Source organism: Promicromonospora iranensis, from assembly GCF_028994775.1.
Classification (GTDB): Bacteria; Actinomycetota; Actinomycetes; order Actinomycetales; family Cellulomonadaceae; genus Promicromonospora; species Promicromonospora iranensis_A.
Map to the genome: position 1 here is coordinate 455261 of NZ_JAJQMN010000003.1, position 23885 is coordinate 479145.

20 protein-coding genes are annotated in these 23885 nt (G+C 70.6%); 15 read left to right on the forward strand and 5 right to left on the reverse strand.

Going from position 1 to position 23885, the window contains the following annotated elements:
- The first annotated feature begins 9 nt into the window (after nt 1–9).
- On the forward strand, nt 10–654 hold the full coding sequence (locus LUU90_RS07470) for a hypothetical protein (protein ID WP_275002724.1): 645 nt from the start codon (nt 10–12) through the stop codon (nt 652–654).
- A gap of 37 nt (nt 655–691) precedes the next feature.
- On the opposite strand, the gene LUU90_RS07475 is transcribed toward LUU90_RS07470, so the two are convergent.
- A complete protein-coding gene (locus tag LUU90_RS07475; protein WP_275002725.1) occupies nt 692–1879 on the reverse strand; it encodes a S1 family peptidase in 1188 nt (395 codons plus the stop codon).
- Between the two features lie 446 nt (nt 1880–2325).
- Between LUU90_RS07475 and LUU90_RS07480 the strand changes: the two genes are divergently transcribed.
- Together LUU90_RS07480 and LUU90_RS07485 are read left to right on the forward strand one after the other, a co-directional pair.
- The gene (locus LUU90_RS07480) at nt 2326–4008 is read left to right on the forward strand and encodes a DUF885 domain-containing protein (protein ID WP_275002726.1); all 1683 of its coding nucleotides are present in this window, start codon (nt 2326–2328) and stop codon (nt 4006–4008) included.
- An 82-nt stretch (nt 4009–4090) separates the two neighbouring features.
- The gene (locus LUU90_RS07485; protein ID WP_275002727.1) at nt 4091–4741 is read left to right on the forward strand and encodes a Maf family protein; all 651 of its coding nucleotides are present in this window, start codon (nt 4091–4093) and stop codon (nt 4739–4741) included.
- A gap of 44 nt (nt 4742–4785) precedes the next feature.
- Here LUU90_RS07485 and LUU90_RS07490 read toward each other — a convergent pair whose 3' ends face one another.
- Nucleotides 4786–5760, reverse strand: coding sequence for a hypothetical protein (locus LUU90_RS07490; protein WP_275002728.1), 975 nt, complete (start codon nt 5758–5760; stop codon nt 4786–4788).
- Nucleotides 5761–6188: 428 nt separating this feature from the next.
- On the opposite strand from LUU90_RS07490, the gene LUU90_RS07495 reads away from it, so the two are divergent.
- From LUU90_RS07495 to LUU90_RS07510, 4 genes are all read left to right on the forward strand, one after another.
- A complete protein-coding gene (locus tag LUU90_RS07495; protein WP_425596205.1) occupies nt 6189–7994 on the forward strand; it encodes an acetyl/propionyl/methylcrotonyl-CoA carboxylase subunit alpha in 1806 nt (601 codons plus the stop codon).
- Nucleotides 7995–8118: 124 nt separating this feature from the next.
- Entirely contained in the window at nt 8119–8583 is a 465-nt protein-coding gene (locus LUU90_RS07500; protein ID WP_275002729.1) for a hypothetical protein, read from the forward strand.
- A 160-nt stretch (nt 8584–8743) separates the two neighbouring features.
- Nucleotides 8744–9244, forward strand: coding sequence for an NUDIX domain-containing protein (locus LUU90_RS07505; RefSeq protein WP_275002730.1), 501 nt, complete (start codon nt 8744–8746; stop codon nt 9242–9244).
- Between the two features lie 9 nt (nt 9245–9253).
- The gene (locus LUU90_RS07510) at nt 9254–9718 is read left to right on the forward strand and encodes a hypothetical protein (protein ID WP_275002731.1); all 465 of its coding nucleotides are present in this window, start codon (nt 9254–9256) and stop codon (nt 9716–9718) included.
- 45 nt (nt 9719–9763) lie between these two features.
- Here LUU90_RS07510 and LUU90_RS07515 read toward each other — a convergent pair whose 3' ends face one another.
- Entirely contained in the window at nt 9764–11332 is a 1569-nt protein-coding gene (locus LUU90_RS07515; RefSeq protein WP_275002732.1) for an NAD(P)H-quinone dehydrogenase, read from the reverse strand.
- 88 nt (nt 11333–11420) lie between these two features.
- Here LUU90_RS07515 and LUU90_RS07520 point away from each other — a divergent pair, with 88 nt between their 5' ends.
- Together LUU90_RS07520 and LUU90_RS07525 are read left to right on the forward strand one after the other, a co-directional pair.
- Nucleotides 11421–12260 (forward strand): purine-nucleoside phosphorylase, encoded by an 840-nt coding sequence (locus LUU90_RS07520; protein ID WP_275002733.1) that lies wholly within the window; start codon nt 11421–11423, stop codon nt 12258–12260.
- A gap of 5 nt (nt 12261–12265) precedes the next feature.
- A complete protein-coding gene (locus LUU90_RS07525) occupies nt 12266–14050 on the forward strand; it encodes a phospho-sugar mutase (RefSeq protein WP_275002734.1) in 1785 nt (594 codons plus the stop codon).
- A 63-nt stretch (nt 14051–14113) separates the two neighbouring features.
- Here the strand turns inward: LUU90_RS07525 and LUU90_RS07530 are convergent, their stop codons facing one another.
- A complete protein-coding gene (locus LUU90_RS07530; protein WP_275002735.1) occupies nt 14114–15184 on the reverse strand; it encodes an LCP family protein in 1071 nt (356 codons plus the stop codon).
- Between the two features lie 155 nt (nt 15185–15339).
- Here LUU90_RS07530 and LUU90_RS07535 point away from each other — a divergent pair, with 155 nt between their 5' ends.
- The 6 genes from LUU90_RS07535 to LUU90_RS07560 are packed head-to-tail and all read left to right on the forward strand — an operon-like array spanning nt 15340 to nt 23220.
- Nucleotides 15340–16617: a glycosyltransferase family 4 protein gene (locus LUU90_RS07535; RefSeq protein ID WP_275002761.1), complete on the forward strand. Its 1278-nt coding sequence runs from the start codon at nt 15340–15342 to the stop codon at nt 16615–16617.
- Nucleotides 16617–18347, forward strand: a complete 1731-nt coding sequence (locus LUU90_RS07540; RefSeq protein WP_275002736.1) for a glycosyltransferase family 4 protein — start codon at nt 16617–16619, stop codon at nt 18345–18347. Before LUU90_RS07535 ends, LUU90_RS07540 begins: the two co-directional genes overlap by 1 nt.
- Nucleotides 18344–19243, forward strand: a complete 900-nt coding sequence (locus LUU90_RS07545) for an ABC transporter permease (RefSeq protein WP_275002738.1) — start codon at nt 18344–18346, stop codon at nt 19241–19243. The genes LUU90_RS07540 and LUU90_RS07545 overlap by 4 nt, the downstream gene beginning before the upstream one ends.
- On the forward strand, nt 19233–20360 hold the full coding sequence (locus LUU90_RS07550) for an ABC transporter ATP-binding protein (protein WP_275002739.1): 1128 nt from the start codon (nt 19233–19235) through the stop codon (nt 20358–20360). Before LUU90_RS07545 ends, LUU90_RS07550 begins: the two co-directional genes overlap by 11 nt.
- 14 nt (nt 20361–20374) lie before the next feature.
- Nucleotides 20375–21553 (forward strand): non-hydrolyzing UDP-N-acetylglucosamine 2-epimerase, encoded by a 1179-nt coding sequence (gene wecB, locus LUU90_RS07555; RefSeq protein ID WP_275002762.1) that lies wholly within the window; start codon nt 20375–20377, stop codon nt 21551–21553.
- Entirely contained in the window at nt 21550–23220 is a 1671-nt protein-coding gene (locus tag LUU90_RS07560) for a DUF6270 domain-containing protein (protein WP_275002740.1), read from the forward strand. The genes wecB and LUU90_RS07560 overlap by 4 nt, the downstream gene beginning before the upstream one ends.
- Before the next feature lie 79 nt (nt 23221–23299).
- On the opposite strand, the gene LUU90_RS26485 is transcribed toward LUU90_RS07560, so the two are convergent.
- Complete coding sequence (locus tag LUU90_RS26485; protein WP_425596211.1) at nt 23300–23818, reverse strand: CatB-related O-acetyltransferase; 519 nt, start codon at nt 23816–23818, stop codon at nt 23300–23302.
- Between the last annotated feature and the right edge of the window lie 67 nt (nt 23819–23885).

Sequence of the window (23885 nt, forward strand, 5' to 3'; positions counted from 1 at the left end):
TCGAGAAGCATGTTCACCCGTGAGGGCTGGTTCGTCTTTCCAGTTGTCATCGTCCTCGGCCTGCTCGCGATCGCTGGTGCGCTCGCGGCCAACTACGGCACGGTAGGCGCGCTTCTGAGCGATGTGCCGTACGCCGTACCCGGCATCCTTGCTCTTGTCGCAGTTACCGCTGCTGCGGTCGAGGTGACCAGAGACGTCAGGACCGGCAAGCGGCTACGGCACATCGCTCGGCTGCGCCCGAACGCGACTGTGCGGCCCGTGCAGTCATTCGGCTCGATGCTCGTGACTGCCCAACGCCTGAGGGTCGGCACCCAAGGCGTCGGGTACAGCGAGTGGTCGTGCCAGGTGCTCGTGATCCTTCCGGATCGCGTGGAGTTCTGGGCGACCAGCGGCGACGAACCGCGCTGGTCCGTGCGCCGCGCGCACATGGATATCAGCCTCGTTCTCCTCAGGGTCGACCTGAGGAGAATCGATGTGCTCCGTTTGGCTGACGCCTTATCACCGACAAAGATAGAGGTGCGCCCCGTCAGCCGGCCGGTATGGACCTCGTACCGGGCGAGATACCGCCAGGAAGCGATGGAACAGCTGGTCCGGAATCTCGATCACGATCCCCAAGAACTCCTCGTAGAGGACGCAGGCCGCTCGGATCGGTAGACGGCAGGATTTGCATGCCCGGACGACACCGTTCAGTTCACGGAAGTGGTGTCGGCCCCACAGGCTCGACCCCGGCAACCTCGAAGTTGTCCGCATGCTCCAGGGTGAAACGCTCCCAACTGCCCGCGGCGCGGTCTGATCGCGCACGCAGGAGACCCTCGTACGCTCCGGTGAATGCACCCTCCACCGCGACGAACTTGCCGCTCTGCACCGACTTGAGTGCGTAGACACCAGCCTGGGCCTGCGGCACGAGCGTGAACCGCTCCCAGCCGAAGGCAGCCTCCGATCGGGCACGCAGCATTCCCTCCTGGTTCCCCGTACGAGCGATCTCCGGTGCTACGAAGAGGCCGTTGGCCTCGGACTTGAACGACACGGAAGCGCCGGCATCGCGGGTGTGCAGGGTGAATTGCTCCCATGTGTACTTGGTGTCGGAACGTGCACGCAGCATCGCCGCGTCCTGACCGGTTACGTTGATCGCCACGCTCACGTACTTGTCGTTCGACAGCGACTTCAGCGACCACCGAGCTACCTGCGTGCCGATCCATGTCGTGATGTCGTCCACACGAGTCGCGACGGCGGCCCGGCTCGTCGTCTCCGAGCCGAAGCATCCACCCTCGGCAGACCGACTGCTGACACCAAGCAGCAAGTCCCCGCCGGAGCCGCTGCGCACCGCCGGGCCTCCCGAGTCACCCTTGCAGATCGTGGCACCAGCCTGACCCTCGACGTGGAGGTCAGGACCGGTGGCGCCAGTGACGGCGAAGGCTCCGGTGTGCAGACTTACCGGCGCCCACTCGTCCGCCGTCCGCCCGTAGCCGGCGATCTGAAGCCGCTCACCAGTGGTGGGCGCCTCAGCGCTGAGCCGCACCGTGGCGATGCCCTGGACCGGAGCAGACAACTTCGCCAGGACTAGATCCCGGTCCTGGCGCGGAACGAGCTTCACGATGTCACGAACCTGACCATCCCTGGTGGTCAGGTTCGTGCGTCCGACGACCGCCTGTGCCGGCAGCGCGGGTTCCCCGGGGGCCAGCGACGCATACTGCGCCGGGTTGTCGACGAAGCAGCTCGCTGCCGTTACGATCCATGACTTCTCGATGAGCGCGCCAGAGCATGCACGGTCCGTGTCACCGATCTCGACTCGCACGACGTACCCGCGCTGCCCGTCCGCGACGGTGTCTCCCACCACAGCGCTGGCCGGGAGCGAGCCAAGCACTCCCAGGCCCACCATGAGGCTGATGCTCCAAGAGAGCCATCTGGTTCCGGATGCAACGCTCCCTCCTCGCGCAATCCGCTGGGCTCCAGGTCGGTGGGGATGGGTCCAAGGCAGGCGGCGCACAGCACCTTCCAAGTGAGACGAGGGTGGGGTCCACCCGGCTGACACGAGCTGACGCTGACCAACCCGGCTTGGGTGGTTTAGCTACGTCGCCTACTGATCTTCGACCGAACTAAGTGAAATGTCCATATATGCGGTGTTGCGGATTGCTCGCTCGCGGAGCGGGACGGGCTGAACCACCCCGCGAGCACTGACCCTCCGGGACAAGGGCCGGAAAGGGACCACCCTCGTCGTCCGCCACGCTGCAGGCTCCACACCGTTGATCCCAGGGTGCTGCCCAGAACCGTTGGAAGCTCGTAAGCGAGCCGCCACAGCTTCTTGGCCACCGTAGGCTCGCCCTCATGACCAGTCCTGTGCGCACCCCCACGCAGATCGACGTCGTCGCCGATGACTACGTCAGCCGCCTCACCGAGCTCTCCCCGCTGTCCGCGACCGCCATGGGCCTGCCCGGGCACGACCACGAGATCGGCGACCTCTCGCCGGCCGGCCACGACGCCGTCGCGCAGGCCGGGCGCGAGGTCCTCGCCAAGCTCGACGGGCTCGAGCCCGCGGACGACGTCGACCGGGTCACCCTCTCCGCCATGCGCGAGCGGGTGGGGCTCGACCTCGAGCTGCACGAGGCAGGAGAGGGCCTGCGCAGCCTCAACAACATCGAGTCACCGGTGCAGCAGCTGCGCGATGTCTTCGACATCATGGCCACCGACTCGGCCGAGGCGTGGGAGAACATCGCATCCCGCATGAGCGGCCTCCCTGGCGCCGTCGACGGGTACATCGAGTCCCTCACCGCGGCAGCGGCCCGGGGCGACGTCGCCGCCGTCCGCCAGGTGCGCGAGTGCGTCACACAGGCCCGGGCGCTGGCCGCCGGCGACTCCTTCTTCACGTCGTTCGTGACGGGCGAGGCCGCTAGCGCCACGCTCGGCGAGGGGCACGCGCTGTCCGGTGACCTGGTGCGGGCGGCGCAGGGTGCGCAGGCCGCGTACGGCAGACTGGCTGACTTCCTGGAGCGTGACCTCGCGCCGCAGGCACCCGAGGCCGATGCCGTGGGCCGCGACCGGTACACCCTCTGGTCGCGGTACTTCCTGGGCGCGAAGGTCGATCTCGACGAGACGTACCAGTGGGGCCTCGAGGAGCTGGCCCGCATCGTCGCCGAGCAGGAGTCGGTGGCCGCGACGATCGCCGGTCCGGGTGCGTCGGTCGAGGAGGCCGTGGCGATGCTCGACGCCGACCCGTCGCGCAAGCTGCTCGGCACCGCGGCGCTCAAGGCCTGGATGCAGGAGACGTCCGACGCGGCGATCACCGCGCTGAACGGCACGCACTTCGACGTGCCGGAGCCCGTGCTGGACCTGGAGTGCATGATCGCGCCGACCCAGTCCGGCGGTATCTACTACACCCCGCCGAGCGACGACTGGTCCCGGCCGGGCCGCATGTGGTGGGCAGTGCCGGAGGGCGTCACGGAGTTCAACACCTGGCGCGAGAAGACGACGGTCTACCACGAGGGCGTCCCGGGCCACCATCTCCAGTGCGGCCAGGCCGTGTTCGCGCGCGAGACGCTGAACAACTGGCGCCGCCTGGCCTGCTGGGTGTCCGGCCACGGCGAGGGCTGGGCCCTGTACGCGGAGCGGCTCATGGCCGAGCTCGGCTACATGGAGGACCCGGGCGACCGCCTCGGCATGCTCGACGCGCAGCGCCTGCGGGCGGCCCGCGTCGTGTTCGACATCGGCGTGCACCTCGGTATGCCGGCCCCCGAGGAGTGGGGCGGCGGCACCTGGACCGCCGAGAAGGCCTGGCCGTTCCTCAAGGCCAACGTGAACATGCCCGAGTCGTTCGTCCGCTTCGAGTTCAACCGGTACCTCGGCTGGCCGGGGCAGGCGCCGTCCTACAAGGTGGGCCAGCGACTGTGGGAGCAGACGCGGGACGCCGCCAAGGCGGCAGCCGGCGACAGCTTCGACGCCAAGGCCTTCCACGCGCGGGCGCTCAACCTGGGCTCCGTCGGCCTGGACACCCTCCGTGAGGCGATGGCCTGACGCCCTGGAGTGACGTGGGTCACGTCTCGCGCGTCGGGATTCCCCTGTTTCGCCGGCCCGCATACTCGTTACTGTGGCGCGCGTGCCACGCCTGGTCCTCGCCTCACAGTCCCCCGCCCGACTCACGACGCTGAAGTCCGCCGGAGTCACCCCTGAAGTCGTCGTGTCCGGCGTGGACGAGGACAAGGTCCTCGCCGACGCCACCCAACGGTTCGGTGAGCTCGATCCCGCCGACGCCGTGCTCGTGCTCGCGCAGGCCAAGGCCGAGGAGGTGGCGTCCCGGCTGGAGGAGAGCCCCGACCCGGCCGACGTCATCGTCGTGGGCTGCGACTCCATGCTCGAGTTCGACGGCGCCGTGGTGGGCAAGCCCGCCGACGCCGCTGCCGCGCGCGATCGCTGGCGGGCCATGCGTGGCGGCAAGGGTGTGCTGCACTCGGGCCACTGGGTGGTCGACCTGCGGGAGGACGACGCCGGGGGCACCGGCGGCACCCTCGGCTCGACCAGCTCGACCACCGTGTGGTTCGCCGACATCGACGACGACGAGATCGACGCCTACGTCGCCACCGGCGAGCCGCTGCACGTGGCGGGCGCGTTCACCATCGACGGCCTCGGCGGCCCGTACGTCGAGCGCATCGAGGGCGACCACCACGGCGTCGTCGGTATCAGCCTCCCCCTGCTGCGCGAGCTGCTGGCCGAGCTGGGCATCCAGTGGCGCACCCTCCGCACCCCGTAAAGGGAAAGTCGGCACGCCAACCGGCCGAGTGCTGATCTGGTTGCTCAACGGGGCCTGGTTTCGCTACCGGCACGGCGCTCGGCCACGGGGGCGCTGCCCAGCTCCACGGTTTCTGCAACCGGTGCTCCCATCCAGCTCAAGGCGGCCAGGCGTTCAGCGATCTCCCGGCCGACGCCGCCGTTGGCCAGGCTCTGGGTGGCCGGGAACCTGAGAATGATCAGCCTGTCCGTGCCGACGAGCCCGTTCTGCCGCAGTGAGTCGTCAGCGAGCATCGCGGCCCCGGAGTGGAACGCCCGCCCGTCGATCTCGACCACCAGGTACCGCCCGTCCGCGAGACTCCAGACGAAGTCGACCCGGCCGAGAAAGACCCCGCCCGAGGTGAAGGTGATCTGCTGACCGTCGGGCGGGACATCGTGCTCGATGCAGGACAGTCGGGTTGCCGTCTCAGCGGGAGACGCGTCGCGAGCCTCCACCAGCCCGAACCAGTCGTGCACCTGCGCGGCGCCCCGCCGTCCGCGAACCAGCTCACGCACCCGCCGCAAGCCGCCCTCGTCGATGTGGCCCTCGTGCAGAGCGTTGCTGAGTACTGCCACCGCCTCATCGCGGGTGAGGTTCGGAAGAGCCTGCGCCAGCGCATGGACGAAGCCCGCGATCCAGCGCCCGCGGTAGCGCTCCACCGGGAAGGCCGCGTACCGCCGCAGGACGACTCCTCCGGTCACCGCCACGTCCTTGCCCTGGGGCCGAGCCGCCTCCGGCACGAGCTTCGCGGGCAGCCCGGCCACGCCGTACAGGGCCAACGCACAGGCGCCGGTCGCGATCCCGTCGGGCACTGCCAGCATGGCGATCCAAGCCGCTCGCCGCCTGACATGGTCGTGGTAGTCGACGCGCCGGCGCTGCTCCACCGGCACGGGATCGGTGTCGTAGACGCAGCGTGCGACGCGCTTCCAGGCACCTTTTCTCACCAACCTCGCCACCGCATGCTTGTCCAGTCCGGCGGCGTCGCACTGCGCCTTGCTCACCAAGTCTTCCTGTGTGGCGGCGTCGGACCGCAGCCGCGATGGAAGGGCTCTCGGGGATCTCATGCCAAGATTCCACCCGCTCTTGCGGACCGACGAAGGCCCGCGGAACCGCAACTGTGCACAACCCTCAAAACAACCACCCTGTGGTCAACCTCGGGGGCCGCCGAGCGCCGTGCCGGTTGCGTTCCGAGCCGCTATTCCGCTACTGCCACGGCGCTCGACCAATGCGGCCGCCAGGCCGCCCGGCCGCCACCGGCGCTCCTTCTGCCGGATGTGCACAACGGAGGTCGGGGCAGCCGACGTTCCAGGGCCGACGCCATGTCTGAACCCTCCAAACGGCCCGCGTCGGGGTTGGTCTGCTCTCCAGACTTTTCGCCGGGTACCCGGAGGCGGTACGTCGGCCCCATGCCACCGGGTTACGGTGAGCCGTGCCCAGTTCCAGCCTGCCCCGAACCATCTCGAAGGTGCTCATCGCCAACCGCGGTGAGATCGCCGTCCGCGTGGCCCGAGGATGCGCCGACGCGGGCCTGACATCCGTCGCCGTCTACGCCGACCAGGACCGCGAGTCGCTGCACGTCCGCCTCGCCGACGAGGCCTTCGCGCTGGGCGGTGCCCGTGCCGCCGACACGTACCTGGACCCGGCCAAGCTGCTCGACGTCGCCCGCCGCTCCGGCGCCGACGCCGTGCACCCGGGCTACGGCTTCCTGTCCGAGAACGCGGAGTTCGCCCAGGCGGTGATCGACGCCGGCCTCACGTGGATCGGCCCGCCGCCGTCGGCGATCGAGTCGCTCGGCGACAAGGTGAGCGCGCGGCACATCGCGCAGCGCGCCGGCGCACCCCTGGTTCCCGGCACGCCCGACCCGGTCAAGGACAGCAGCGAGGTCAAGGCCTTCGCCGAGCAGTACGGGCTGCCCATCGCCATCAAGGCGGCGTTCGGCGGCGGCGGACGCGGCCTGAAGGTCGCGCGCACGTACGAAGAGATCGACGAGATGTTCGACTCCGCGGTCCGTGAGGCCGTAGCGGCCTTCGGGCGGGGCGAGTGCTTCGTGGAGCGCTACCTGGACAAGCCGCGACACGTGGAGACCCAGTGCCTCGCGGACACCCACGGCAACGTCGTCGTGGTCTCCACCCGCGACTGCTCCCTGCAGCGCCGCCACCAGAAGCTGGTCGAGGAGGCGCCCGCGCCGTTCCTCACGCCGGAGCAGGAGAAGTCCCTGTACGCGGCGTCGGAGGCGATCCTGCGTGAGGCGGGCTACGTCGGCGCCGGCACGTGCGAGTTCCTCGTCGGGGTGGACGGCACCATCTCCTTCCTCGAGGTGAACACGCGCCTCCAGGTGGAGCACCCGGTGACCGAGGAGGTCACCGGCATCGACCTGGTCCGCGAGCAGCTCCGCATCGCGGCCGGCGAGGCGCTCGGCTACGACTCTCCCGTGGTGCGGGGACACTCCATCGAGTTCCGCATCAACGGTGAGGACCCGGCCATGGGCTTCCTCCCGGCGCCGGGCCGCCTGAACACGATCGCGTGGCCGACGGGCCCCGGCGTGCGCGTCGACACCGGCGTCGTCGCGGGCGACTCCGTGTCCGGCGCCTTCGACTCCATGATCGCCAAGCTGATCGTCACGGGCGCCACGCGCACCCAGGCCGTCGAGCGGGCTCGTCGCGCCCTGCGCGAGCTCGTGGTCGAGGGCATCCCGACGGTGATCCCGTTCCACAGGGCGGTCCTCGAGGCGGACGCGTTCGTCCCGGCCGACGGCTCTCCGTTCCGGGTGCACACCCGCTGGATCGAGACCGAGTTCGCCGAAACCCTCAAGACGCTGGCCCCCGCCACGCCCGCGGCCGCCCCGGAGGCCCCCGAGGAAGAGATCACCGCCGAGCGCGTGGTCGTCGAGGTCGGCGGACGCCGGCTCGAGGTGGTCCTGCCTGCCGGCCTGGGCGTCGCCGCGGGGCGCGCGCGTTCCGCGAACGCCGCTCGTCGTCCTGCCCGGCGCGCCGCCGGCGCCAAGGCCTCGGGGACCGCCGGGAACACGCTGGCCTCCCCCATGCAGGGAACCATCGTCAAGGTGGCGGTCGAGGACGGCGCGACGGTGGCCGAGGGCGACCTTGTCGTCGTGCTGGAGGCCATGAAGATGGAGCAGCCGATCCTCGCGCACCGCGCCGGCACGGTGCGGTCCCTGACCGCCGCGCCCGGCGTCGGCGTGACGGCGGGCGCCGCCATCTGCGAGATCGTCGACTGAACCGGGAGCCTGCGACCACTTGCCGGGTGAATTCGCCATCAACGAGGGTGAAAAAGGCTCAGTAGGTCATTTTAGCGATGGAACGTGGCCAGAAAGTCGCTTTTGATCGGCTAAGTTCTGCGACGTGACACACGTCGTAGTACTCAGCCCTGAAGAGGCCATCGCCCTCGTCCGCCCGCGCAAGTCGCTCCCGTCGTTCGTCAGCGAGCTGACCTGCGACGACGGCGTCATCTCCCTGACCGGAGACCTGCGCCGTCTGACCTATGCCCCGCTGCCCGTCAAGATCGCGGCCAAGGCCGTCCCGGTCATGCACGGTTCGGCCCGGATCACGTCGTTCTGGCAGAACATCGCGGTGCTCCAGGTCGACGCCGACGCCGCCGGCCTGCCCGCCACCAAGCTGCTCCCGCTCGCCGCCGGGACCATCGCGAAGATGGCCCGCAAGAGCGGGCTGCCCGAGCACGCCGTGCAGCTCCGCAAGGACGGGACCATCTCCCTTGACGTGCGTGCCCTGATGCGCGGGTCGTTCGCCGAGGTGACCGGCTTCCGGTTCGAGGACGGCAACGTGATCGTCGAGGGTGTCCCCGCCTGAGCCGGAGGTGCAGCGCAGGGTGCGGGCCGAGGAACGAGGCACGCGCCCGAAGCGGAACCGCAGGCTCAGGCGGTACGAGCAGAGCCGGAGCCTGACCCGGCGGCCGGCATGCAGCAGCGGGTCGCTGACACGCACTGCCCGAACCTGACAGACTGACGCAGTGCCGAACGCGACTGTGCCCCCGACCGACCTGCACCGGCATGGCGGGGACGGCTGGGTGACCTGCGGGGACCACCGGCACTGGGGGCTGTTCGGCGCTGCCGGGCTGCTGCTCGTCCGCCGGGACGACGACGGGGCGCCGTCGGACGTGGTGCTCCAGCACCGTGCCCTGTGGTCGCACATGGGCGGCACCTGGGGCATCCCCGGCGGCGCTCTGGCGCCGGACGAGAAGCCGGCGACGGGTGCACTGCGCGAGGCCGCCGAGGAGGCGGCCATCGACCCGGCGGCGGTGCACGTCGTCGGTACGCACGTGCTGGAGCACCCGGCCTGGACATACACGACGGTCGTCGCCGACGTCGCCCCCGGGTACCGCATCGAGCCGCGCGCCGCCGATCCCGAGAGCCTCGAGGTGCGTTGGGTGAGGCTGGGGGATCTCGGCTCGCTGACCCTGCTCCCCGCGTTCGGCGAGGCCCTGCCGCGGCTGCTCACGATGCTGGGTTAAGGTCGATCCGTGCACATCCGGATCGCACCCGAAGAGGTGCTCGGCCTGGCAAGGATCGCCAAGCAGGCCCCGCCCATCATCACCTCCGTCGTCGGCGACGGGGACGTGATCCGCGTGGTCGCGGACCTGCGCCGCCTCGAGACCCTGCCCGGCGCGCTCAAGCTGGCCGTGAAGATCGCGCCGATCGTGCGGGCCGACGTGAAGCTGGCCGGCTTCGAGCGCGGCGTCGCCACGCTCTCGGTCGAGGTGAACGCCGCGGGCCTCCCGGCACATCGGCTGCTCAGCCTCGCCGCCGCGCCGATCGAGCAGGAGGTCGCGAAGCAGGGCCTGCCGCCGGGCGTCGTGGACGTTCAGCCGGACGCGCGGATCGCCGTCGACGTCGAGCGCCTGCTCGAGGCGAAGGTTCCGGGCCTCACGGTGTCGAACGCGCGGGTCGAGGGTGGCCAGATCGTCTTGGACGCCTCTGTGGCCTGAGCCGTCGTAGGCTCATCCCCGCCGCCTCGGCCCGGGCGAAGCGACCTACTTGCCGACCCGTGAGTCGAGCACCCGTGCGCCCTCGGCGATCGAGCCCGACAGCGACGGGTAGATGGTGAACGCGGAGGCCACGTTCTCCACGGTGAGCCGGTGCTGTACGGCGAGCGTGATCGGGAAGATCAGCTCGGACGCCCGCGGTGCCACCACGACGCCCCCGAGCACGACGCCCGCCTCGGGGTGCGCGAAGAGCTTCACGAAGCCGTCCCGGATGCCGAGCATCTTGGCGCGCGGATTGCGCGCGAGCGGCAGCGTGGTCGTGATGTACCGGGAGTTCTGCGCGCGCAGCTTCTCCTCGCTGTAGCCGACCGTGGCGATCTCGGGCGCGGTGAAGATGTTCGAGGCGACCGTGCGGAGCGCGAGCGGCTGGACGGCGTCGCCCAGGGCGTGCGCCACGGCGATGCGACCCTGCATGGCAGCCACCGACGCGAGCGGCAGGACGCCGGTGCAGTCGCCCGACGCGTAGATGCCGCGCACCGAGGTGCGGGACACCCGGTCCACGACGACGTGCCCCGTCTCCGACAGCCGTACCCCCGCCTCCTCGAGCCCGAGGCCCGAGGTCGAGGGCACGCCGCCGACCGCCACGAGCACGTGCGAGCCGTGCACGACGCGGCCGTCCGACAGGGTCACCTCGACGCCGTCGTCGGTACGCGCCGCCGATGCGGCGCGCGAGCGGGACAGGACGGTCATGCCCCGGGAGCGGAACACGCCCTCGAGGAGCTCCGCGGCGTCCTCGTCCTCGCCGGGCAGCACGCGGTCACGGCTGGAGACGAGCACGACGTCCGACCCGAGCGCGTTGTACGCGCCCGCGAACTCCGCGCCCGTGACGCCGGAGCCCACCACGATCAGCCGCTCGGGCAGCTCGCGCAGGTTGTACATCTGCGTCCAGGTGAGGATCCGCTCGCCGTCGGGCACCGCGGTGGGCAGGGTGCGCGGGGTGGCGCCGAGCGCGAGGAGGATCGAGTCCGCCTCCAGCACCTCGGTCGTACCGTCGGGCAGCTCGGCGACCACGCGAGCCGGGCCGTCCAGGCGGCCCCTGCCGTGGATGATCCGGATGCCCTCGCGCTCCAGGCGGCCGCGGATGTCCGCACTCTGTGCGCGGGCGAGCGCGAGCACGCGCTTGTTCACCGCCTGCAGGTCGACGAAGTGCTTGCGCTTCTCCTCCGCCGTCCCGGCCGCGGACGCCGCTGCCTGCACCCCCGCGCCACCCAGCGTGTGCCCCTGCGCGGACGCAGGTGCCGCGTAGGCGGACACCACGGGGATGCCGCCGGTCGCCAGCGAGACGTCGACGTCGGACAGGGGGTCTACCTCGTCGTGAGGCGTGCGGATGCCGAGCTCGGGGGCGCGGTCGGCGATGGTCATCCACTCGGCGGTGGCGATCAGGGTCTTGGAGGGGACGACGTCGGTCAGGACCGCCGCACCACCCAGGCCCTGCTGTTCGACCACCGTGACCTGGGCGCCGTGGCTGCGGGCCACGAGCGCCGCCTCGTAGCCGCCGGGCCCACCTCCCACGACGACGACATGGGGCGGGACAGCTGCGGGATCGAGGGGGGTCACGGCCCCATTCTCGCATCGTCCGTGCGCGTCGGGAATCCGCTGGGCCTGTGGGCGCGTGCCAGGAGGAAAGTGGCGTTAACCTCGGACCATGAGCACGGAGCCAGATCTTGACGACCCGACGACCGACCCGTTCGACGTCGCTGCCGCGGCCGCGGAGTACATCGCTGCCAAGACGGGGGTGCCAGGGCACGACGTCGCACTCGTCCTCGGTTCCGGATGGGGTGGTGCGGCCGAGCTGGTCGGCGACGTCGTCGCGGAGATCCCCACTGCCGAGATCCCTGGCTTCATCCAGCCCGCGGTCAAGGGCCACCTGAGCACCACGCGTTCCATCCGCTTCGAGCGGCCCGACGGCGCGGTGCGGCACGCACTGGTCCTCGGTTCCCGGACGCACCTCTACGAGGGCCTCGGCCCGCGCCGCGTGGTCCACGGCGTCCGCACCGCCGCGGCCGCCGGCTGCGAGACCGTGATCCTCACCAACGGCTGCGGCAGCGTCCACATCGGCTGGCGCCCGGGCCAGCCGGTCCTCATCAAGGACCACCTGAACCTCACGGGTCAGACGCCTCTCGAGGGCGCGAAGTTCGCCGACATGACGGACGTCTACACGCCGCGCCTGCGCGACGTCGCACGCAGCGTGGACCCCGACCTGCCCGAGGGTGTGTACGCGCAGTTCCGCGGCCCGCAGTACGAGACGCCCGCCGAGGTCAAGATGGCGTCGCTGATGGGCGCGGACCTGGTCGGGATGTCGACGGCGCTGGAGGCCATCGCCGCCCGGCACTGCCGCATGGACGTGCTCGGCATCTCGCTGGCCACCAACCTCGCCGCCGGAATCAGCCCCCACCCGCTCTCCCACGAGGAGGTGCTGGAAGCGGGCCGGGAAGCCGGGCCGCGGATCAGCGACCTGCTCGCTCGGGTGATCAAGCAGATCTGACGCCCATGTCCGCCAACCTGCCGACCACCACGGCGGCGCTCTCCGCGCCCGATCTCGTCGCACGCGCCGAGGCCTGGATGGCCGCCGACGTCGACGCGGCCGACGTCACCGAGCTGCGCAACCTGGTCGCTCGCACCACCGACAGCAGGGTGGGCGAGCTGGCCGTCGCCGAGCTCGCCGACCGGTTCTCCGGCCTGCTGCAGTTCGGCACGGCCGGGCTGCGCGGCGCCATGGCCGCCGGTCCGAACCGGATGAACCGCGCGGTGGTGATCGCCGCCGCCGCCGGCCTCGCCGCGTTCCTCACCAAGGAGATCGGCCGCGGCAGCACCCCGCGCGTGGTGGTCGGGTTCGACGCCCGGTACCGCTCTGCCGAGTTCGCCCGCGACACGGCGGCGGTGCTGGTCGCCGCCGGCGCCGAGGTGCTGCTCATGCCCGCGCCGGGGCCCACGCCCGTGCTCGCGTTCGCGGTACGCCATCTGTCCGCCGACGCCGGCGTCATGGTCACGGCCAGCCACAACCCCGCCGCCGACAACGGCTACAAGGTGTACCTCGGCGGGCGGGTCGTCGACGACGCCGGCCAGGGCGCGCAGATCGTCCCGCCGTACGACGCCCTCATCGCCGGTGAGATCGCGCTCGTGCGTGCCGCCAAGGACGTACCGCGCGCCGAGTCCGGCTGGACCGTGCTCGGCCCGGAGATCACCGAGGAGTACCACGTCGCGGTGGCCGCCCTGCACGACGGCGAGCCGCGCAACAAGCTCCGGATCGTCACCACGTCGCTTCACGGGGTGGGCGGCGCGGCCGTCGCACGGGTGCTGGCCGACGCCGGCTTCCACGACGTCGTACCGGTGGAGGAGCAGGCCGAGCCCGACCCGGACTTCCCCACCGTGGCCTTCCCCAACCCGGAGGAGCCGGGGGCCATCGACATGGCGCTCGCCCTGGCGCAGGACGCCCACGCACAGCTCGTCATCGCGAACGACCCGGACGCCGACCGCTGCGCCGTCGCCGTGGTCGACCCGCAGTACGGGACGTACCAGGGCGCGGAGACCGCCTTCTCGCAGGGCTGGCGCATGCTGCACGGCGACGAGGTCGGCATGCTGCTCGGCTGGGACGCCGCGGAGCGTGCGGCGCGTTCCGGCAAGGGCGGCACGCTGGCCTGCTCGATCGTGTCCTCGCGGGCGCTGGCGGCCATCGCTGCCCACCACGGGCTCGCGCACGCCACGACGCTGACCGGTTTCAAGTGGATCTCGCGCACGCCGGGCCTCGTGTTCGGGTACGAGGAGGCGCTCGGCTACTGCGTCGACCCCGAGCACGTGCGGGACAAGGACGGGCTGTCGGCAGCGGTCGCCGTCGCACAGCTGGCGAACCGGCTGGCCGCGGACGGCCGCACGCTCCTGGACCGCCTCGACGACGTGGCCCGCGCCTGCGGGCTGCACGTCACCGGCCAGCTCTCGGCCCGGTTCGACGACCTGAGCCGGATCGAGTCGACCATGGCGGCCCTCCGCACGGCGCCGCCGTCCGTCCTGGCCGGCTCACCCGTCGACTCGGTACGTGACCTGGCCGAGGGCCTCGACGGGCTGCCCCCGACCGACGGCGTCGTGCTGCTGACCGCCGACGACACCCGCGTCATCGTGCGGCCCAGCGGCACCGAGCCCAAGGTCAAGTGCTACATCGAGGTCGTGTCCCCGGTCGCGCCGGACGCCACCGCCGACACCCTGTCCGCGGCGCGCGTCGCCGCGCGGGACCGCCTGGCCCAGGTGCAGGCAGACCTCCGGGCAGCGCTCGGCCTCTGACGACGACGGTCCCGTCACCCCTCGGGGTGACGGGACCGTCGTGCTCGGTCAGGCGCAGGCGCCCTACTGCACGACCGCGGGCAGCACGTCCACGGCGTCCGAGTTGGCGGCCACGAAGTCCGGCACCTCATCCTTGGCCACCGCCTTCATGAGCGGATCGAACGTCGCGCGGTCGAGCACCACGATGGACTGCCCGTCGGCGCTGCGCCCGGTGCCGGAGTACGGCGCGGTCATGAACGTGATGTCGTTCGTCGCCATGTCCCCGGCACCCATGACGAGATCCTGGATCCGGTCGATCGTGAGACCCTCGTCGACCGCCACCGAGCTGGTGATGGCCTCGAGGAAACGGCCCATCTTCAGCGGCTCCGTCATGCTGTTCTTGGCCTTGGCCACGATGGCCCGCATCCACGCCTGCTGCCGCTGCACGCGGCCGAAGTCGCCGTTCGCCAGCGCGTACCGCTCGCGCGCGAAGGTGAGCGCCTCCTCGCCGTTCATCTCCTGCCGCACGGAGCCGCCGTTGCCGTCGGGCACAGTGATCTCGACCCCGTCCAGGGAGTCGGTCAGCGCCTCGAACGACTCGAAGTCGGTCACCGCGAAGTGGTCGATGCGCACGCCCGTGAGGTTCTCGACGGTCTGGATCATGAGGGCCGGGCCGCCGTAGGAGAACGCGGCGTTGATCTTGGCCTCGCCGTAGCCCGGGATGGGCACCCAGGAGTCGCGGGGGATGGAGATCGCCGCCGCCGACTTCCGGTCCGCGGCCAGGTGCACGAGCATGATCGCGTCGGTGCGCTGCGCGCCCGCCTCCCACGCGGTCGGGTCGCCGGCCGAGATCCGGCTGTCGGACCCGAGCACGAGGATGTTCACGGGCGCCGTCGGCCCCTCCACCGCCGGCGCGCTGGGCCGTGTCGTGGGATCGATGTCGGCGAACGCGTCGACCCGCTCCATGTTGTTGTCGAGCGACATCCGGTAGCCGAAGTAGGCAGCGGCTCCTCCTCCACCGACCAGCAGGAGGGCACCTACGACGATTCCGGCGACAAAGCCGCGGCCTCGGGGCGTACGTCGGGCGTGCCGGACATCCCCGTCCACGGGGTTGGGTGCGGCGAGAAGATCGTTCATGCGATCGGGGGCGGCCATGAGCGATGATCCTAGTGGCGAATTCGGCTACTACTCTTAAGCCTGGCCCGCAACCGGAAAGGGGCCTCAAGGGTGAAATTCGGTATCCGCTGACGCGGCACCGAACGGAGAGGGGAGTCGCAGTGAACGCTGGCGTGAGACAGCCGCAGAACCGCATGATTCTCCTGGTCACACACCATTTTGCGCCCGAGACGGGTGCCCCCCAGCGACGCTGGGGAGCACTTACCGGGCACCTTGTGCCGGCCGGTTTTCCGGTGACTGTTCTTGCGCCCCCACCGCACTACCCTTCGGGAAAGTTCACCCATTCTTCACCCGCATTCCGGCCTGGTTCGGTGACCACAGGCAGTAATGGGGAAAAGATCATCCGGGTGAATTTCCGCGAACATTCTCACGGGCTCGGCTCGCGCGCCACGGACCAGCTGGTCGCCGCGATCAGCTCCGTGCTTCGCGGCGTCCGACCGTCCGCGGGCCGGCCCGCGGTGGTCATCGCGACGGTGCCGGGGATCCCGAGCGTCGTCGCCGGCTGGGCGCTCGCCCGCTGGCACCGGGCCCGGTTCGTCGTGGAGATGCGCGACGCCTGGCCGGACCTCATCGAGCCCAGCGGCATCCTGCTGCGCAGGAGCCGGACCGGCGGCCTGCGCCGTCGGCTCCGTGATCTCGCGGCGCGCGCGGTGCACCGCACCGTCACCCGGATCCAGACCCGGGCGGACCTCGTCGTCACGACCACCGCGGCGTTCGCCGAGGTCCTGCGGGCACGCGGCGTCCGCGACGTGGCGGTGGTGCGGAACGGGACCGCCTTCGCGCCCGTTCGTGGGAACGCTCCCGTAATCCTGGAAGGCCGCCCGCTGCGAGTCGTCTACGCGGGCACCGTCGGCCGGTCGCAGGGACTGGACGTCGCCGTGCGCGCCGCCGCCCTGGTCCAGGCACGCGGCTACGCCCTGGACGTCCGCATCGTGGGGCACGGCAACGAGCTGGCACCGCTCCGGCACCTGGCGGCCGAGCTCGGTGCACCTGTCCGGGTAGAGCCCTCCGTGCCGTCCACCGAGGTGCGTGACCTGTATGCCTGGGCGGACACCGTCGTCGTCTCCCTGCGGGACTGGGAGCCGTTCGAGTGGACGGTCCCGTCCAAGCTGTACGAGGTCATGGCGTCCGGCGTCGTCGCCTCGGCGTGCCTCGCCGGCGAGGCCGCGAGCCTGGTCGCTGCCAACGGCGCGGGCGCCGTCGTACGCCCGGGCGACGTCGAGGGCCTCGCCGACCTGTGGTGCGGCTGGCTGTCCGACGGTGTCGTGCCCGCCGCGTCGCCCGATGCCGCCGCCTGGGTCGCCGAGCACGCGAGCGACGAGGTGCTGGGCCACCGGTACACCGAGCTCCTCGACACCCTGCTCCCCAGTCCGCTGCCGGACGCCCCGCTCGACCGGAGGGCCCGGTTCTGATGGCACCACCGTTCCGGCGCGCGGGCGAGCTCGCGCGCAACCTCCGCTTCACCATGTCCTTCGTGGCTCGCACCCTCGTCGAGGATCCCCTGTGGCTCGCGATCCAGGCGACCCGGCGGGCGCCCGAGCCGCTGCGGCGGCCGCTCGTGCGCGCGCTCGGGAGCGCGCCCACGCCGTCCGCGCCGCATGCGCTGGGGCGGATGCTGGCCGGCGACACGGTCCGCGCCGCCGAGGAGGCCGAACAGCTCCTGACCCGGCGTGACGGCCGCGCCCTGCGGGTCGCGGCCGAGGTCGCCGTCGCGGTGGGCAGGCCCGAGCTGCTCGACGACGTCGAGGCGGCCGGACCGGCTCGCAACCGCGCAGCCTGGCTGCTGGGTGACGTCGAGGCCATCGGGCCGGACGCGCCCGCCGGTCTCCGCGCCCAGGTGTCCGTGCTGCGGCCCGAGCCCATGGACGAATCCGCCGGCTCCCGGGTGACCGGCACCGAGCCGGAACCACACTCGGGCACGCTCACCGTGCTGCACCATTTGACCAACTCCCTGCCGCACACGCAGAGCGGCTACACGCTCCGCTCGCACGCGATCCTGGTGGCACAGCGCGCCGCGGGGATCCCCGCGGTCGCGACCACCCGGCCCGGCTACCCGCTGACCATCGGGTCGCTCGCGGCGCGCGGGACCGACGTCGTCGACGGTGTGGCCTATCGCCGCCTGATCCCGGGTGGCGTCGCGTCCGACGTCGCACGCCGGGCCGCGCAGGAGACGGACCTGCTGACCGAGGCCGCGCGGGAGGCGGGAGCGGACGTGCTGCACACCACCACGCCGTCGGCCAACGGGGTGCTTGCGCGTGCCGCCGCACGCCGGCTCGGGATCCCGTGGGTCTACGAGGTGCGCGGTCTGCCCGAGGAGACGTGGGTCGCCTCGCACGGCACGCCGGCGGCGCGGGCCCGCGCGGCGTCGTCCCGCCGCCGCGAGCTGATGCGCGCGAAGGAGACCGAGCTCGCGCTCGCCGCCGACGCCGTGGTGACGCTCAGCGGCACCATGCGTGACGAGCTCGTCGCGCGCGGCGTGCCCGCGGACCGCATCACCGTGGTGCCGAACGCGGTGCCGGACGCCCTGCTCACGGCCCAGCACCCGACGCCGGAGGCGGCTCGGGCGACCCTCGGTCTCCCGGCCGGGTTCGCCGTCGGCACGGTGAGCAGCCTGGTCGACTACGAGGGCCTGGAGACGGTGGTCCGTACGGTCGCCACGCTGCGCGCCCGCGGGCACGACGTCACGGGCCTGCTGGTGGGCGACGGCGTCTCGCGGCCGGCGCTGGCGCGCCTCGCCCGCGAGCTGGGTGTGGCCGACCACGTGCTGCTCCCCGGACGCGTGCCGCCCGACGTCGCCCTGACCTGGCTGGCCGCGCTCGACGTCGTGCTGGTGCCGCGCCGTGACCACCAGGTCACGCGGCTGGTGACGCCGCTCAAGCCCGTCGAGGCGATGGCGGTCGGCCGCCCGGTCGTCGCGAGCGCCCTCCCGGCGCTCGTCGAGGCGGTGGGTGGCGCCGGGCTGCACGTCGACGCCGACGACATGGAGGGCTGGGCCGACACGGTCGGCTCCCTCCTGAACGACGCCGGATGGCGCGCCGAGCTGGTCGAGCGCGGCCGCGGGGTGGCCATCGAGAGGACTTGGGTGAGGAACGCGGAGACGTACATGGGTATCTATCGGCGGTGCCTCGGGGTGACGGTATGAGCGCGGGGCCGGAGACCGGGACGTACGCGGCTCTGTTCGACGCGTCACCCACGACCACGAAGCTGGTGACGCTCGGGAACCTGTCCCGGGTCGGGGCACGGCCGCCGCTCGGCCAGTACATCCAGCTGCTGTGGGCGCGGCGTCATTTCCTCTGGGCGGACGCACGGGCGAAGGTCGCCAGTGGGACCCGGCAGAGCCTGCTGGGCAAGGCGTGGCTGGTGCTGAACCCGCTGATCGACGGTGCGGTGTACTTCCTCATCTTCGGACTGCTGATGAAGAACGCCCGCGAGATCGAGAACTTCGTCGGGTACCTGCTGATCGGCGTGTTCCTGTTCCAGTTCACCACGCAGTCCATCAACGGTGGCGCACGATCCGTGCAGACCGGCAAGAACCTGATCCGCGCGTTCACTTTCCCGCGCGCGGCCCTGCCGATCTCGGTGGTGCTGCGCAACCTGCTCAACCTGGGCCCGACGCTGGTGACGCTGGCCGGGCTCATCTACTTCCTGCCACCCGCCGAGGAGTACACCTGGCGCATCATGCTGGTCGCCGCGGCACTGGCACTGCAGGTCATGTTCACCACCGGCCTGTCCCTCCTGGTGGCTCGGTGGGCCGCGGCGCTGCCCGACATCACCAACCTCATCGGCATGGCGATGCGCGTCTGGCTGTACGCGTCGGCGGTGTTCTTCTCGTTCGAGAACCTCGTGGACGACCCCGACCTGCTGGTGTGGCTCGAGGCGAACCCGATGTTCATCGTGCTCGACATCGTGCGGGACTGCGTGCTGTACGCGACCACACCCGACCCGATCCGCTGGGTATGGCTCGGCGGCTGGGCCGTCGGCACGCTGCTGATCGGGTTCGTCACCTTCTGGCAGGCGGAGGAGAGCTATGGCCGCTGATCTCGACTACCCGATGCCGCCCCAGCTCGGCCAGGGCGGTCCCGCTTCGATGCCGGTGCCGGTCCAAGGCCCGCTCTCGGGAGCGATCCCGATGTCGGTGCAGGCCCCGCCGCACACCGGTCAGCTCGCCGCCGTCGCGCCGCGGTCCGGGAGCACTCCCGTGCTGTGGCCGACGGTCGCCGTCCAGGGCCTGCGGATGTTCTACCGGACGCCGTCGACGGACACGACGCACAGCCGCCGCGCCAAGCTGAAGCGCACGGTACTCAACGCGCTCGGCCAGGAGCCCAAGGTGACGGTGCGTGCGCTGACGGACATCTCGTTCGTCGCGAACTCCGGCGAGCAGATCGGCCTGGTGGGCCAGAACGGTTCCGGTAAGAGCACGCTCCTGCGGATCATCGCCGGCCTGGAGAAGCCCACCAAGGGCCAGGTGCTGGCCGAGAGCACACCCGTGCTCATCGGCGTGAACGCGGCCCTGGTACCGGACCTGCCCGGTGAGGAGAACGTGCGCCTCGGCTGCCTGGCCATGGGCCTGTCCCCCGCCGAGGCGAAGGCCGCCATCCCGGACGTCATCGAGCTGGCCGGCCTCGGCAAGTCCATCTACCTGCCCATGCGGACCTACTCGTCGGGCATGGCGGCTCGCCTGCGCTTCGCCATCGCGACGGCGGCCCGCCCGCACATCCTGCTCATCGACGAGGCGCTGGCCACCGGTGACGCGGCGTTCAAGGAGCGCAGCGAGGCCCGCATGGAGCGGCTGCGCAAGGAGGCCGGGACGGTGTTCCTGGTGAGCCATGCGGCTCAGACCATCGAGGAGTCGTGCACCCGCGCCATCTGGCTGCACCACGGCCGCCTCGTGCTCGACGGCGAGGCGCAGGACGTCGCCGTCCGCTACCGCAAGTGGGCGTGGGCCCACGCGAAGGACAAGCCGGACGAGGCCAAGCAGATCCTCGACGACGCGTTCGCCGAACGACGGGAGACGCAGGTGCGGTTCGACACGCCGGAACCGCCCAAGGGGCGGGTACGGGAGCGGCATGCCCGGCCTACGGGACGTGACGCCAAGCAGGCTCAGGCCACGGCGGCACGCGCCGCCGCCCTGCGGGCAAGGATGGAGGGCCAGTGAGCCGCCCCCTCGTCATGACGATCTACGGGACGCGTCCCGAGGCCATCAAGGTGGCTCCGGTCATCGCGGCGCTCGAGGCCGACGAGCGGTTCGACTCGCTGACGGTCGTCACGGGCCAGCACCGGGAGATGCTCGACCAGGTCAACGAGGTCTTCGGCATCGTGCCCGACCACGACCTGGACATCATGAGCCACGGCCAGACGCTCGGCGAGATCTTCGCTCGCGTCATGACGCTGCTCGACCCGATCCTGGAGCAGCGTCGGCCCGACGCCGTCATCGTGCAGGGCGACACGTCGACCTCGACGGCTGCCGCGCTGGCCGCTTTCTACCGGCAGATCCCCGTGATCCACCTGGAGGCCGGCCTGCGCAGCGGCGACATCATGTCGCCGTTCCCGGAGGAGGCGAACCGCAAGATCACGTCCCAGATCGCGTCCCTGCACCTCGCTCCGACCCTGCGGAGCCTGGCCAACCTCGTGGCCGAGGGCGTCCAGCTGGAGGATATCGTCGTGACCGGCAACACCGTCATCGACGCCCTCTACCTGGCGGTCCAGCGCCGGACGGCGTTCACCGATCCGGCGGTCGCCCGGGTGGCGGCGTCGGGCCGCCGGGTCGTGCTGGTGACCACCCACCGGCGCGAGAACTGGGGCGACGCCATGGAGGGCGTGGGCCGTGCTCTGGCACGGATCGCCCGTCGGTTCCCCGACACCGAGATCGTTCTCCCCGTGCATCGCAACCCGGTGGTGCGCGACGCCGTGCTGCCGCATCTGGAAGGGCTGGCGAACGTCACGGTCACCGAACCGCTCGCCTACGGCGAGTTCACGCACCTGCTGGCGCTGTCCACGGTGGTTCTCACCGACTCCGGCGGACTCCAGGAAGAGGCGCCGAGCCTCGGCAAGCCGGTGCTGGTGATGCGGGACAACACGGAGCGTCCGGAGGCTGTGGAGGCCGGCACCGCCCGGCTGATCGGTACCGCCGAGGACCGGGTTGTGGCCGAGGTGAACCGGCTGCTGACGAACGACGCGGCCTATGCCGCCATGGCCCAGGCCGTCAACCCGTACGGCGACGGGCACAGCGCAGAGCGGGTGCTGGACGCGACGGCACGTATGCTCGCGCCGGTGCTGCCCGACGTGCTGCCCGACTTCGATCTGGTGGACGAGAAGTTCACCGTAGTTTCCGCAGAGGGTGGGGTATGAGCAAGACCAGGGTCTTTATCTACGGTTCGTGCGTGTCACGAGACACGTTCGAGCATCTTGATCCCGAGCACTTCGAGCTGGTGGAGTACGTGGCACGGCAGTCGGTGCTCAGCGCCTACACGAAGCCGGTGGAGCTCATGGCGCCCCCGACTCTCAAGTCGCGCTTCCAGCAGCGAATGATCACCGGCGACTTCTCGTCCAGCCTGCGTTCGCTGCTGGCGACGCACAGCTCGGCCACCGACTTCGTGCTCGTCGACCTGACGGACGAGCGGCTCGGGGCGTACATGCTTCCGGACGGATCGTTCGTGACCCGCTCGGTGGAGCTCATCGAGTCGGGAGGGGAGCAGTACCTCCCGCAGGGCACCAAGCACATCGCGTTCGGCACCCAGCAGCACTTCGACTACTGGACCACCGCGATGGAGTACGTCGGCGAGCAGATGCGGACGCGGATGCCGCAGGCCACGATCGTGCTGCTCGACATCCCGTGGGCGGAGTGGTCCGAGACCGGATCGCAGACACCGGGCAGCTTCGGGATGCAGGCGCCGGACGCCAACCCGGTCTTCCGGTCGTACGCCCGGATGGCCGCGCAGGCGCTGGGCGCCCATGTCATCTCGATGGAGCCGTCAGAGGTTGTCTCCAGCCCGCACCATCCATGGGGCGATGCGCCGTTCCACTACGCCGAGAAGGTGTACCTGGAGATCGTCCGGCGCCTGACCGGTGCCGAGGGGCGCGTCGTCTGGGGTGCGGAGGCCCAGCGCAGCGCCTCGGCGACGGGGTCGGGAGCGACCGCCACGCTCACTGAGCGTGCACCTGCCGAGGAAGTCCGCAGCTCCCAGTCGTCGAGCAGCCTGCACCGCCTCCCCGAAGGGCGTGGCCCCAACTTCCTCATAGCAGGGGCGAAGCGAAGTGGTACCGCCTGGATCGAGAAGCAGCTCTCCTATCATCCCGATGTCTTCGTGACCTCCGGGGGGCCGGCAAGCAACTTCTTCAACGATCAGAAGCGTTTGGCCGATCCGAAAGAGAGGGAAGCCTACCTCGGCGCTTTCGACTCGGGCGCTTCAAAGTACCGGCGCGGTGAACGCTCAGTGCTCTACTTCTGGGAAGGGCTTGGGAACTACCGGTCACCTCGCAGGGCACCGACCGCATCAAATGTCGCGGAGATGCTGGACCCGAACGCTCCGGTCCTCCTGACATTGCGCGATCCAGTCTCGCGAGCAGTCTCCGCATACTGGACCGCGGTCTCCAATGGTCAGCTCGATCTCTCCCAGCAGTCCATCTTCCGTGCCCCCGCGTCGCTGGGCATCATCGATCTCAGCCACTACCGGCGGCACTACGAGGCCTGGTCCACAGCGATCAGTGCAGGCAGGCTGCACATCAGCCTCTACGACGACATCGTCAATGATCCCCAGGCCGTGGTCGCCCGCGTCCTGAACGCCCTCGAACTCCCCGAAACGCCTGAGTTCTGGGCGAAGACAACGCTCAAGCGCCGAGTGAACCACAAGTCCTGGGTTGCGGCGATGAAAAAGTCGGGCCAGGTGTCAGCACAGGAGATCGCGGTGCTCCTCGAGCTGTTCGAAGACGATATCGCCTTCCTGGAAGACGTCCTCAACCGGCGTCTCGACGCCTGGCGAGACCTCAAAAAGCTGGTCGCGATCAACACAAAGTAGCCGTCCGAGTGGCACGGGTGCTGCGCCTCCGTCCGGAGGCGCAGCACCCGTGCCACTCCGACCGACAGCAAGCGTTCGGCTAAGTTCCGCTACCAGGTCGCAGCACTGTGCGTGGGAATGTTCCAGCTGGCGCAGGCGACTGGTCGTGAGCCCATTCGATGAATTCCTCAACCGACAGTTCCGACACTGATCTGAGACCGTGCGGATCGCACTCCCACCATTCGCTGGCGAGGAGCTTCGAAGCGATCTCGGCCGGAGCCCGCGGACGGATGAGGCGGGCCGGGACTCCACCCACGACGGAGAACGGCGCCACGTCCTTGGTGACGACAGCACCAGCACCGATTATTGCCCCCGTGCCGACTCGAACCCCAGAGACGATCTTCACACCGTCGCCAATCCAGCAGTCGTGACCAATCACCACTCGGCGCGGCGGTTCGTCCTGAGCGAGCCGCATTGAACCACTAGGCATAGTCCGGGCAAGCCACGGCGACGTCGAGAAATGATCCAGATCGTGGTGGGCCGTACCGATCGTTACGTCCCTCCCGATCGAGCAGAACCGGCCAATCTCCGTGTATCCCCTGATCCTTCCACCGTTCATGTATGTCGCGAATCCCACCCAGACAGTCCCATTGATCTGGACGTCTTTCAGGACGACCTCGGGCTCG

Bases quoted from the DNA above. Each gene is read 5' to 3' on its own strand.
- LUU90_RS07470 (WP_275002724.1), top strand. From the start codon at position 10: ATGTTCACCCGTGAGGGCTGGTTCGTCTTTCCAGTTGTCATCGTCCTC.
- LUU90_RS07475 (WP_275002725.1), bottom strand. From the start codon at position 1,879: ATGGTGGGCCTGGGAGTGCTTGGCTCGCTCCCGGCCAGCGCTGTGGTG.
- LUU90_RS07480 (WP_275002726.1), top strand. From the start codon at position 2,326: ATGACCAGTCCTGTGCGCACCCCCACGCAGATCGACGTCGTCGCCGAT.
- LUU90_RS07520 (WP_275002733.1), top strand. From the start codon at position 11,421: ATGAGCACGGAGCCAGATCTTGACGACCCGACGACCGACCCGTTCGAC.
- LUU90_RS07525 (WP_275002734.1), top strand. From the start codon at position 12,266: ATGTCCGCCAACCTGCCGACCACCACGGCGGCGCTCTCCGCGCCCGAT.
- LUU90_RS07530 (WP_275002735.1), bottom strand. From the start codon at position 15,184: ATGGCCGCCCCCGATCGCATGAACGATCTTCTCGCCGCACCCAACCCC.
- LUU90_RS07535 (WP_275002761.1), top strand. From the start codon at position 15,340: ATGATTCTCCTGGTCACACACCATTTTGCGCCCGAGACGGGTGCCCCC.
- LUU90_RS07540 (WP_275002736.1), top strand. From the start codon at position 16,617: ATGGCACCACCGTTCCGGCGCGCGGGCGAGCTCGCGCGCAACCTCCGC.
- LUU90_RS07545 (WP_275002738.1), top strand. From the start codon at position 18,344: ATGAGCGCGGGGCCGGAGACCGGGACGTACGCGGCTCTGTTCGACGCG.
- LUU90_RS07550 (WP_275002739.1), top strand. From the start codon at position 19,233: ATGGCCGCTGATCTCGACTACCCGATGCCGCCCCAGCTCGGCCAGGGC.
- wecB (WP_275002762.1), top strand. From the start codon at position 20,375: ATGACGATCTACGGGACGCGTCCCGAGGCCATCAAGGTGGCTCCGGTC.
- LUU90_RS07560 (WP_275002740.1), top strand. From the start codon at position 21,550: ATGAGCAAGACCAGGGTCTTTATCTACGGTTCGTGCGTGTCACGAGAC.
- LUU90_RS26485 (WP_425596211.1), bottom strand. From the start codon at position 23,818: ATGAACGGTGGAAGGATCAGGGGATACACGGAGATTGGCCGGTTCTGC.